This is a genomic window from Limnohabitans curvus (assembly GCF_003063475.1).
GTDB classification, from domain to species: Bacteria; Pseudomonadota; Gammaproteobacteria; order Burkholderiales; family Burkholderiaceae_C; genus Limnohabitans; species Limnohabitans curvus.
In genome coordinates, this window is record NZ_NESP01000001.1 from 1,222,400 (window position 1) to 1,233,208 (window position 10,809).

Annotated in this window: 13 protein-coding genes and 1 tRNA gene; 5 read left to right on the forward strand and 9 right to left on the reverse strand. The window is 56.4% G+C overall.

Annotated elements, in window-relative coordinates:
- Positions 1 to 6: 6 nt before the first annotated feature.
- Complete coding sequence (locus B9Z44_RS06155) at positions 7 to 1,140, forward strand: NAD(P)/FAD-dependent oxidoreductase (protein WP_245912770.1); 1,134 nt, start codon at positions 7 to 9, stop codon at positions 1,138 to 1,140.
- A 33-nt stretch (positions 1,141 to 1,173) separates the two neighbouring features.
- Complete coding sequence (locus B9Z44_RS06160) at positions 1,174 to 1,602, forward strand: organic hydroperoxide resistance protein (RefSeq protein ID WP_108327068.1); 429 nt, start codon at positions 1,174 to 1,176, stop codon at positions 1,600 to 1,602.
- Positions 1,603 to 1,887: 285 nt separating this feature from the next.
- On the opposite strand, the gene B9Z44_RS06165 is transcribed toward B9Z44_RS06160, so the two are convergent.
- The 7 genes from B9Z44_RS06165 to B9Z44_RS06195 form a co-directional block, all read right to left on the reverse strand.
- Entirely contained in the window at positions 1,888 to 2,358 is a 471-nt protein-coding gene (locus B9Z44_RS06165) for a hypothetical protein (protein ID WP_108401965.1), read from the reverse strand.
- Complete coding sequence (locus B9Z44_RS06170; RefSeq protein WP_108401966.1) at positions 2,355 to 3,773, reverse strand: recombinase family protein; 1,419 nt, start codon at positions 3,771 to 3,773, stop codon at positions 2,355 to 2,357. Before B9Z44_RS06170 ends, B9Z44_RS06165 begins: the two co-directional genes overlap by 4 nt.
- Complete coding sequence (locus B9Z44_RS06175) at positions 3,770 to 4,237, reverse strand: DUF2924 domain-containing protein (RefSeq protein ID WP_108401967.1); 468 nt, start codon at positions 4,235 to 4,237, stop codon at positions 3,770 to 3,772. The genes B9Z44_RS06170 and B9Z44_RS06175 overlap by 4 nt, the downstream gene beginning before the upstream one ends.
- A gap of 14 nt (positions 4,238 to 4,251) precedes the next feature.
- Positions 4,252 to 4,461 carry a hypothetical protein gene (locus B9Z44_RS06180; RefSeq protein ID WP_108401968.1) on the reverse strand — a complete coding sequence of 70 codons (210 nt, stop codon included), beginning with the start codon at positions 4,459 to 4,461 and terminating at the stop codon, positions 4,252 to 4,254.
- Between the two features lie 149 nt (positions 4,462 to 4,610).
- Complete coding sequence (locus tag B9Z44_RS06185; RefSeq protein WP_108401969.1) at positions 4,611 to 5,216, reverse strand: hypothetical protein; 606 nt, start codon at positions 5,214 to 5,216, stop codon at positions 4,611 to 4,613.
- 176 nt (positions 5,217 to 5,392) lie between these two features.
- The gene (locus B9Z44_RS06190; protein WP_245912771.1) at positions 5,393 to 6,322 is read right to left on the reverse strand and encodes an ImmA/IrrE family metallo-endopeptidase; all 930 of its coding nucleotides are present in this window, start codon (positions 6,320 to 6,322) and stop codon (positions 5,393 to 5,395) included.
- A complete protein-coding gene (locus B9Z44_RS06195) occupies positions 6,319 to 6,666 on the reverse strand; it encodes a helix-turn-helix domain-containing protein (RefSeq protein WP_108401970.1) in 348 nt (115 codons plus the stop codon). Before B9Z44_RS06195 ends, B9Z44_RS06190 begins: the two co-directional genes overlap by 4 nt.
- Positions 6,667 to 6,883: 217 nt before the next feature.
- On the opposite strand from B9Z44_RS06195, the gene B9Z44_RS06200 reads away from it, so the two are divergent.
- Together B9Z44_RS06200 and B9Z44_RS06205 are read left to right on the forward strand one after the other, a co-directional pair.
- A complete protein-coding gene (locus tag B9Z44_RS06200) occupies positions 6,884 to 8,128 on the forward strand; it encodes a hypothetical protein (protein ID WP_108401971.1) in 1,245 nt (414 codons plus the stop codon).
- A gap of 2 nt (positions 8,129 to 8,130) precedes the next feature.
- Entirely contained in the window at positions 8,131 to 9,069 is a 939-nt protein-coding gene (locus B9Z44_RS06205) for a hypothetical protein (RefSeq protein ID WP_108401972.1), read from the forward strand.
- A 317-nt stretch (positions 9,070 to 9,386) separates the two neighbouring features.
- On the opposite strand, the gene B9Z44_RS06210 is transcribed toward B9Z44_RS06205, so the two are convergent.
- Positions 9,387 to 9,462 (reverse strand) — tRNA-Phe (locus tag B9Z44_RS06210).
- A 49-nt stretch (positions 9,463 to 9,511) separates the two neighbouring features.
- On the opposite strand from B9Z44_RS06210, the gene B9Z44_RS06215 reads away from it, so the two are divergent.
- Entirely contained in the window at positions 9,512 to 10,126 is a 615-nt protein-coding gene (locus B9Z44_RS06215; RefSeq protein WP_108401973.1) for a hypothetical protein, read from the forward strand.
- 7 nt (positions 10,127 to 10,133) lie between these two features.
- On the opposite strand, the gene B9Z44_RS06220 is transcribed toward B9Z44_RS06215, so the two are convergent.
- Entirely contained in the window at positions 10,134 to 10,790 is a 657-nt protein-coding gene (locus B9Z44_RS06220; protein ID WP_108358425.1) for a response regulator, read from the reverse strand.
- Positions 10,791 to 10,809: the final 19 nt, after the last annotated feature.

Consider the following 10,809-nt stretch of genomic DNA (forward strand, 5'->3'; position numbering starts at 1 on the left):
AGCCTGGTGATCGTAGGCTCGGGTCTCGCGGCCTGGACGTTGGTCCGGGAGTTCCGCAAGCTCGATGCCCAGACACCCATCACCCTGATCACCCGCGACAACGGGGACTTTTACAGCAAGCCCATGTTGTCCAACGCCCTGAGCAGCGGCAAAACCGCAGCTCAGCTGGTCAGCGCCACCAGCGCGGCCATGGCGCAGCAGTTGGGGGTCACTGTGATGGCTAAGACCGATGTGACGGCCATCGATCCGGTCGCCTACAGTGTCACCACTGCCCTGGGGCCAGTGACTTACAGCCGTCTGGTGCTGGCGTTAGGCGCTGACCCGGTGCGTCTGCCCCTGCAGGGCGATGCAGCGGACCGGGTGATCTCGGTCAATGACCTCCAAGATTACGCGACGTTTCGTGCACAGCTCGAAGGTGCAAAGCGAGTGACCGTCATCGGCGCAGGCTTGATCGGCTGCGAATTTGCGAATGACCTTGTGCAGGCCGGTTATGAGGTTGATGTGATCGATCCTGGCACTCACCCCTTGGGTCGACTCCTACCGCTAGAGGCGGGGCAGCAGATGCAGCAGGCGCTTGCGCACGCTGGTGTGCGTTTTCACTTTGGCAACTCGGTACAGGCAGTGCTCGCTGCGCCGCAAGGTCTGCAGGTCGAACTGGCCAACGGCCAGCGCTTGGCCAGCGACCTCGTTTTATCGGCTGTTGGCTTGCGCCCTCGGATCGCGCTGGCAAAGGCTGCAGGACTACAGACCGCGCGCGGCATCGTCGTCAACCGCCAACTGCAGACCAGCCAAACCGACATTTACGCGCTGGGCGACGTTGCAGAAGTTGAAGGTCTGCTCTTGCCCTATGTCATGCCTATGATGCAGTCTGCACGCACTCTAGCAGCGCATCTGGCTGGCCAGCCGGCCACTTTGCGCTACCCGGCCATGCCTGTGGTCGTCAAGACACCCGCCATGCCAGTGGTGGTCTCGCCGCCACTCGCGAACGCCCAAGGAAGTTGGCAGGTCAACGCCTTCTCTGACGGAGTGGACGCCCGATTTGTTGGTTTGGATGGCACCTTGCTGGGCTTTGCACTTGCTGGCAAGGCTACAGGCCAGAAAACCGTTTTACAAAAATCTTTGCCAGCCGTGCTGGCTTAAATCAATCCCTTAACCCTTGAATGGAGAAATGAAATGACCACTAAACTCGACAAAGTCCTCTACACCGCCAAAGCCCATACCACTGGAGGCCGTGACGGCCGCTCAGTCTCCAGTGATGGTCTGCTGGATGTCAAGCTGGCACCACCGAAAGAACTCGGCGGCATGGGCGGTGCGACCAACCCCGAACAACTGTTTGCAGCGGGCTATTCGGCTTGCTTCATGGGCGCACTCAAGCATGTAGCCAGTTTGAAGAAAGTCGCGGTGCCTGTTGATGCGGCCATCGACGCCAGCGTGGACATTGGTCCAATTCCCGCAGGCTTCGGAATCGCCGCCCGTCTGGACATCAGCCTGCCCGGCATGGACCGTGCCGTGGCCCAGGACCTGATCGACACAGCCCACCAGGTCTGCCCTTACTCAAATGCCACTCGCGGCAACATCGTCGTAGAGTTGACGCTGGTCTGATCTGAAAGGAAAGCGCCGCCATGATGACTTTGTCCTTTTGGGCGCTCACCATGACGGTGCTCATCACATCCGATAGGGGAAGTTTCCAATCCCATACCTGTTTCATCGAGTGAACCATCAACACCGCAGGAAGTCAGAATCTACGAGATGGCCCAAAAAGAGAAAGCATCCTCTTGGACAGTTTTCCTTGACTGCGCGGTACTTCAAGGCCTAAAGCAGTCCACTAGATTTTCTGGCATGACCGACTGCTTATGGCCGTTTTCAGTCAAATCAAGCTGAGCCAAATCACACAAAGGCAAGCATCTTTTTTTGCTCTTCCCAGTCGCGTGGCAGGGGCTCATGACGCCCACGGATCGTCTGCAGATTCAGATGCCGTGGCTGGGAACCCTCCAGGATGGCTTCAATGATCTCGGGAGCCAAATTCGCCATGCGCAGGACCTCCGCGACCCAGCCCGGCTCCAGCTTGAAAGCACGAGCAAGATCTGTCGCAGTGGCGTACTTGCCCTCATCAAGCAAGCGCTGCCAATAAAACGCCTTGCCCAGCGTTTTGATCATCGGAATGTCCATGCCGCCTGACATGACGTTCGCACTGGAGCCCGACGGTGGGGTCAAGAGCTTGCGGTTTTGTTTGCGACGGATCGTCAGCGGGACTATCGTCACACGTTGCGTGCCGTCCATGATTTGCCGCGCAGCCCCACCCACTTCAATTCGCACATTGCGCAACCTTGGGTTGCCCTGATACGCCTCGTTAGTCATGCCATCACCTCCTCTACATACTCTTTGGCCTCTTCCACATAGGGGTGCGCCACGATGCTTGGGTCAAGTCCGATCCAACCATCCTCGCGCCAATGGATGTCGAGACTGCCATCCTTGAAGTCCACGCGCTCAATGAGCAACTGTGCAATGCGCTGTTGCTCCGCAGGGAACAACTGCTTCCATACATCAGCAATTCGTCTCATCGACACCACCACCTGGTCCTCTTGAAGATCGGCTCCGGCACTGTGCTGCAGGCATGAGCGCCACACACCAATCAATGGCTCCGGCTCCATCAGCGCCAGCTCGATTTCATTCAAAACCGCAGCCTCGATTTCAGCTGCCGGGAGCGCACCGATGCTTTGCCCGCGTCCATCTTGGGTTGCGCCTGCGCTGCGTCGCTTTTCCAAGTACGGCACGTAGTAGCGATACATGCGGCCATTCTTTTTCTTGGTGTAGTGATGGATCATGCGCTGGCCATCGGGTGCGAATAACAAACCGCCCAACAGCGCCGGGTATTCGTCTTTTCGCACCCTTGGGCCTTGCTTGCGCCGGTTGACGAACGCTTGCACACCATCCCACAACTCCTGCGAAATGATGCCGGTGTGTTGCGCTGGAAAGAACTCCCCCTTGTGGCTGATCTCACCTAGGTAGAGCCGGTTTCGCAGCAAGCAAAACAGGTACTGCTGATCAATGGGACGACCCGCACGATGCTGGCCGGATTGTGTGACCCAGGACTTGGTGCTGTGACCTTCGATTTCCAACTCACGTACCAGGCGTGCTGCGGAACCGTGCTCTGCGTACCTACGGAAGATGTCCTGCACCAGACTGGCCTCTCGCTCGTTGACCAGCAGTTTGCGATCAACCACGTCATAGCCCAGCGGGGGCGTACCACCCATCCACATGCCCTTGGCCTTGCTGGCTGCGATCTTGTCTCGGATGCGTTCGCCCGTGACCTCACGTTCAAACTGTGCGAAGGACAGCAGGATGTTGAGCGTCAGCCGCCCCATTGATGTGGTCGTGTTGAATTGTTGGGTGACCGAGACAAACGAGACGTTGTTGCGATCGAACACCTCCACGAGCTTGGCAAAGTCGGGCAAGCTGCGCGTGAGACGGTCAATCTTGTAGACCACCACCACATCAATTTTTCTGGCCTCAATGTCTGCCATCAGGCGTTTGAGTCCAGGACGATCAATATTGCCGCCGGAAAATCCGCCGTCGTCGTAGGTGTCATCCAGCGCCAGCCAACCTTCATGGCGTTGGCTGCTCACGAATGAGAGACCGGCATCGCGTTGTGCTTCCAGGCTGTTGTACTCCTGGTCCAATCCTTCATCGGTCGACTTGCGCGTGTAGATGGCGCATCGCTTTTTGGGAATGAACGAGGGCGTGCTTGCCACTGAGGTGCGGGAGGTTCTCATGCGACCCCCTTCTTGGTGGACTTCAACCCAAAAAAGGCAGGTCCCGACCATGGGCAACCAGCGATCAACCGCGCGATCGCCGACAAACTCTTGAACCGCTGGCCACGGTACTCAAAGTCGCGCACGCCGCGCACGACCACCTTGTGCTCTTGATCATCAAAGAAACGGCTGAGCATGGTGCCGGGCAGCAGGCGATCCGCATCACCTTGCAAGCGTTTGGGAAGAACCCCTGTTTCGCCGATTTCCTCAAGCTTCCTACGCGTCGTCGGCTTGAGTGAACCGAAGGCCTTTTCCTGAATCTTGTAGGCCAGTCGGGACTCCAGCCAGGTGCGATGGTGGTGCTGTGGTCGTTCATCAAAATGCGCGTCCCACATGGCCCATATGTTCTGCATGGGCAGGTGCGGAAGCTGCGCGACTTGCGCCGCGATGGATACCGTTTTTGATTGTTGTGCGTGTGTCGTCATGTGCAAACTCCTTCTTAGTGATCGGTGTTTGCATTCACGCTCTTCTGGCCAGCGAAGCCAAGTGAAACCTTCCTACTGTCGCGAATAGGTGAAGGTTTCTGCGCAGATGATTCAGCTTCGCGCAATCGCAGCAGGGCCACTGCGATTAGATCGACGACTTCTTGTTGCGGGTGTCGGGGGGCTGCGCCAGCCCTGAAATTAGAGATTTGTTCGTTGTTGTGCATGGTCAGCGTTCCAGTAGAAAACGCTTCTTATGCTATTAGTCAAGGTCACTTCGCGTAACGTGTTTGGACCAACATGCTCGTAGATGAGCAAAGTACGCCTATTGCACTCGGTCACTGTCACGGCCACCAGGTCACGCCCTGTTCAGAACTCAATTCGCCAACACAAGTAACTCTGAACTCAACAGCAATTCGTCGGCGAACCTGCGCAGCATTCGAAAATGATTGTCTTCCATCGGTATGGTTGTGGTCTTGCCATCCGCGTTAGTTTGCGTCTTCGTCCAGAAGGCTGTTTGAAGGGCTTGCAGCTTTTCGTCAGGCTCATCCACATGAGCGCCACCGTCTTTGTTGGCAGCTGACAGAACGACATCTTTCCGGGTGTACATGACTTTGTCGCGAATAAAGACGGGCTGTGCCCACCATTCGATGCAACTGAGCGTTGGCATCCCGTCTGGCACGGGAGAGTACTCAATGGAACTGCCGATCACCATGCCCGCCAGGCACTCTCCAAAATCAAGTTCAGCAAGCAGATCCTCTGGAATTTCTTTGGCCGTGGTGATCAGCTTTAAAGATTCTTTCCGACCCATTTGATTCAGCAAAGAACTGCTGAATTTCGTGTCGTGGAGCAAGACACGGATAGCTACGCCGATGCGCAATGCTTCCTCGGAGTGACCTGCATCGTATGCAGAGGCAGAGTTTCGGATGAAGTCCAGTTGACGCCTCAGTTGCTTGACCAATTCGGGGGTAGGTTTCTGCATCACTGAAACGCGTAATCAATAAAAGTTAGGGTGGTGGTGTCACACCGTTGCGAAGTATGTAGCCACGGCACAGTCGGCCTTTACCCTATATAGCCATTCGACCCATCGCTGGGCTAGTCACTGGCGCAGAGGTATTTGGGGCCGCTGCATGAGACACCACCGAAATCATGATATGCCTATTTTCTAATCGGCATCTGACCGCTGGATGTGAACTGATCGAAGCTGTCGAAGCTCTCCTGATCCTGCCAGGAGTTATCCCACCTGCGCGGTTCAGCATCTTCAAGGATCAACAACGTCAGCACGCGATCTCGCCCGCCGTAGCTGTGTTTGAATTCCTGCAGCTTCATGTAGGGCTGTTCACCGACGCACCAAACTGCGGCGGACATATCGATCCCGTTCCACTCCTGCGTGATGGACTCGTCTGCTGCAACGGTATCGCGCAGAGGCTCTGCAGGATCACTCAACCTTCGAATGCGGGTGTTGCTCAGCACAGCACTGCGGCTACGCCATTCGTACTTGAGAAAGCCGTTGTCCCAGTGCAGCAAGATCGCACGCTTCTCCGTGAACTTGATGAAGCGGATGCATAAGGCCTCGAACGACACGCCGAATGTTTTGGCCAAGCCACTGAGCAAGTAAAGGTCAACGTCTTGACTTGTGATGCGATCACGCAGGACATCGCCAGGCATCAATAGATTGCTGGCAAATTCATCTGCCTCACGCTCGATGACACCTGCGCTTTCCAAGCTGAGATGCACAGCGGCCTTGTCGCAGTTGAATGTGCGTCGCTTGGCTCGGTGCAGCACGAAGTGTCCGAGCTCATGCGCGATCGTGAATCGCCGACGCTCCGGGCTTGAATCTTCATTGACGAAGATGCCCCACTCAGTTGGATCGTCCGGGTTGCAAACTAGCATCCCCTCAGAGCTTTTGATTGGGGATGCCATAGGCGGCTTGATGATCTTCACACCTTCGCCGTAAGGCGTCCCAGGCAACCCCTCGCGAACCATGTCGAGATCGGTGAAGGCAGCCGTTTCTCCGCTGGCCACACGAATCCATCGCAGGATTGTGTTGGCCGCTTTGCTCGGGGTCAGTTGAGCGCTGTCACTCAACTCTTGGTTTCCTCTTGCCCCGCTGTTGGGAACATCAGTTTGAGGGCTTGCTGGTAACGCTGCTTTTCTTCTTCCGTCATGCCAGCGTAATGGCGGAAAAACGCCACGTCTTCAACGGAGGCCTGAGGTACTTGCTCGTTTGATTCGTTCATGAGGTCCTCCATCGTGACCCCCAGAACCTTGGCCAGCAGGTGAATCCGCTCGGCAGAAGGGCGTTGGCCCTCCTTCATTTCCAGTTCCCAGATGTATGCCTTGGTGCAGCCAACCGCATCGGCTACTTGCTGCAATGTCAGCTTCTTGGCCTCTCGTAAACGCCGTAAACGCGCTCCTAAGGTCGATGCCATGGCAAAGCTCCTATCTGAATCAAGTCAGCCTAAAAGTATAGCACCAAGATACACCATCCGCCCAGATGTTCTACGTGGTTTGACAAGCGGAAATAAGCGGGACACAATTACGCTGTATCTCGCCACTTTACTTTGATGGGATATTTGTTTACCACCCGTCGGCCAGCGCCAGCATCCCCTGCACGCAGAACACCGACATTTCACAAGGACCAAGAAAATGAAAAAAACCTTTGTCGATGTGCTGCTTGAGCTGCCCGTAGACACCACTTTGCAGACCTTTTTGGCGGCCAATGGTTTGCCTTTACCCGATGACCTCTCCTGGTCTGATGGCCAAGAGGTCACCCAGACCGTGATCGAGGCTATCCGGTCTTGGCCCGACGAAATTGGCCGTGACGCACTCATTGCCAAACTCATGGCAAGCGTTGGACTCGGGGATGCGGCGGGCAAACAAGCAATGTTTCAGGTGGCCAGGCAAAACGGTGCAGCCTTGATGGGGCTCGTTGCCAACCAAAGTGACATTCATCGCTCGTTCTGGCTGTACGTGAACCACCCCGAGCTCTTTGATCTGGCCGGGGATGTGGACTTCTTTGAGCGCCATGGCACCCAGGCACAACAGAACGATCTGGGCGTCAAACGTAAGCCCAACACCTCCGAAGCCGCAATGCTCGGCATGCGCCAGTCCATCTCAGCGTTCTATCAGCGGGAATTGCAATGCGGCGACGGCAGCGTGGCATACGTGCTGGAGCGCTCCCCCGACGTCTATTTGCTGACGGTCCACGTCAAGGATCTGGCGATGCTGCGTCTGGAGTTCGAAGGTTCGAACCTGACCCGTCGCGTCGGCAATCCCAACATCCACATGGTGCTGGAGTATTCGGCCAAGACCGGTGTGGCGCGCACCCTGGTCAAGGGAGGGGTCAAGTACCACAACATGCTGCTGGAAGCATTCGCAGAACATCTGCTGGGCACGAAAGTCGATGCACACCGCATCAAGCCGCCCACACTTGACCTGTCTGCGTTGCGGCTGGGTTTTGATGTGCCCCAGGCGCTGACCACCGATGGGTTCATGGCGGTGCAGGTTAAGACCCTTTCACTGCTCAGCCCCCACGGCGACCTGAAGGTTGAATGCACGGCAACCGCATCGAGCGACCAGCAATGTGTGACCGAACTGATCGCAGAGTCCTTCCCCAACGAGAACCCGCTCAAGCGCAACTGGCAGATCAACTCGGCGCACATCAACCTCTACTACCCACCTGAACCAGGCAAGATGCGATCAAAGGTCATCACCATCGAGATCACCCGTAAAGGCCGACTGAACCTTCACAAGTTCGACGCCAAGATGCAAGCCCAGCTCGAAGGCTACCTGGTTGCCCTCGGCATTCTGGGTGCCGACCAAACGCTGAACGCCACTGAGCAGCAGTCCGGTGAAGACGCCTTCCTGTCCGAACCTGCGTACCAGGAGTGAGCGTGAACTCACATCATGCTTGGTCATTGGTCTGCCGCTTGTTCGCTGAGGGGACGCACGTCCATCGCTGGGCGTTGTCCCCTCACGAGCTGGCTGCATGCTCCTTGCTCGGCTCCGCCATAAAGGCTGCGCCCGTCAATCAGCAATACGTACTTTGCCCACATTGCAACCTGCACCGTGGGCAAGTCGTCGGTGATGGCAAGGGCGGCAGGCTTTGCCAATGCCCCGAATGCGGCCCCGTCCAAATCGAACCACAGGATCTGGCAGCAGTCATGCTCAACGAGGATTGGCTGCGCCAGAAGTTGCGCTTGGCACTGGAGATCAACAGCCGCGACGGCATTGATCAGGTTGGCCCTGGCATTTGGCGGTTGGGGGACGCCAGGCAAGGGCCGGTCATTCTGGCTCGCAGCTTGGCCACCCTAGTTCGTGCGCCTGCGATCCTCGATAGTTTCCGGGTCAAGGGTGCGAGCCTGCGGGTCATCACACCCAAGCCGATGGACCAGACTGCGCACCCATTCGCTGCCGACATCGAGTGGCTGCCACTTCAGGAGCGGTTCGCCTTTTACGGCGACGGCATCGCCTTTATCGCCCCACAGGGCCACCACCCGGCAGAAACGCCACGTGAGCCCGCCAAACCGGTTTACGGCCCCTTCGCGGACGACTTCCGCACGGTGCTGCTGCCAGAGCATGGCCACATCAACCTCACCGAGGCGCAGGCTTCGGTGTTCCAGTCGCTTTGGTCGTTCAAGGGTGAGCCCATGCGAGCCGAGCGAATCATGGAGCGTGCAGGCTTGGACAGCGACAAGCCCATTGATGTGTTCAAGGTGAAGTCCCGTGACAAAGGAAAACCGGGAGTTGATCGTCCGTTGATGGCGTACCGAGAGTTGGTGGTCACGGTGCAACGACCGGGGCTTTACTCGATGCCGTGCTCCGCTGGGTGACTACTTTCTAGGGTGTTTTCTCAAAGCGTTGTGTGCGACAACACACAAACCTCATGGTTTGCCTCAGCAAGTCGATAGCAAAACCTTCGTATCCGACACACGCGTAAGTTGTTGCCGTGAAAGGCGTTCTGCGTGTGCCACAGCGTGAGGGTTTGCAGAAGTTTCGTGAGAAGAGAAGGCAGAGTATGAGATTTGGGGGGCAATACCGCCCCAAGTACCGGAGGGGGTTGGCACACGTAGAATTGCGCCACACCCCGCGTGCTCTGGGGATGCCCCAAATGAAAACGCCCAACTGAGAACAGTTGGGCGTCTTGGATTGGTGGCCTGGGGCAGAATCGAACTGCCGACACGCGGATTTTCAATCCGCTGCTCTACCAACTGAGCTACCGGGCCGAGAGAAATATTGTAACACCCTCTGGCGCGGCTATTAAGATAGTGGCCCGTGAAAAATAGCATTTTCGATCCGTCCTCCCCTTACAAAGATCCAACCATTCTCATCTTGGTCATCTTGACGGGCTGCTTGTATTGCGCCACACACCTGGCCAACAACTGGTTATTCAGCGGGCTTGAGGTCACAGGACACATCAGTTTTATCTATTTACCCAGCTTTTTGCGCTTGGCCAATGTATTGGTACTCGGGCTGCTGTGGGGCACTTTGGGTTCGGCTTTTGGTGGTGCTTTGCTGTTCTTTTGGATGAACGACAGTTTATGGCTGAGCATTGCCAACACGACCATCTCTGCGGGCAGTGCCGCGCTGGCTGTCATGTTGATGCGTTTTATGCAAAAACGCGCACTCTCTCTCACACGGTTAGATGACGTGCTCCAACTGGCTTTGTTTTACGCACTACTGAACGCACTCACACACCACTTGCTGTGGTCGATGCTGGACACATCTCAATTGGTGGATCCGAATCAGCTCATGTACATGGTGATCGGCGATATCAACGGCGCCGTCATTGGCGCACTGGGCCTGCGTTGGCTGGCGCGCCGTACGCAACTGATTCAGTACTTGCGCGAAAAAGCCAGAGAACCCGTGCCGCCAACGACGGAAACCTGACGCCAGTTCAAGCCACGCGCTTGGCTTTGGACAAATCCACACCGAGCTGCTTGAGCTTGCGATACAAATGCGTGCGCTCTAAACCTGTTTTGTCTGCCACACGGGTCATCGAGCCGCTCTCTTGCGTGAGGTGGTATTCAAAGTAAGCACGTTCAAACGTATCGCGTGCTTCACGCAAAGGCTGCTCTAAATCAAAGCTCTGATGCGTTGGCGGTAGCACCACCGGTTGCGGCGTCACAAATACGCCTGACGCGTCTTTGTTTGAGTTCAACCCAACTTTCGCAGGCGCCGAAGCCAAAGGTTTGCGCGCCAATCCCTGCTCAACAGCTTTGAGCAGCTTTTGCATGGTGATGGGTTTTTCAAGGAACGCTTGCGCGCCGATGCGGGTCGCTTCGACGGCGGTATCGATGGTGGCGTGGCCACTCATCATGATGACAGGCATGTTCAACAAGCCCGCGCCCGCCCATTCTTTGAGCAGCGTCACACCGTCGGTGTCAGGCATCCAAATGTCAAGCAAGACCAAATCTGGGCGCGAGGCTTGTCGAGCCATGCGTGCTTGTGCGGCGTTTTCTGCAACTTCAACCGCATGACCTTCGTCATTGAGGATCTCAAACAAGAGGTCCCGAATGCCTAACTCGTCATCCACCACCAGAATGTTTGCCATGTCTAAATTTGTCTCGCTG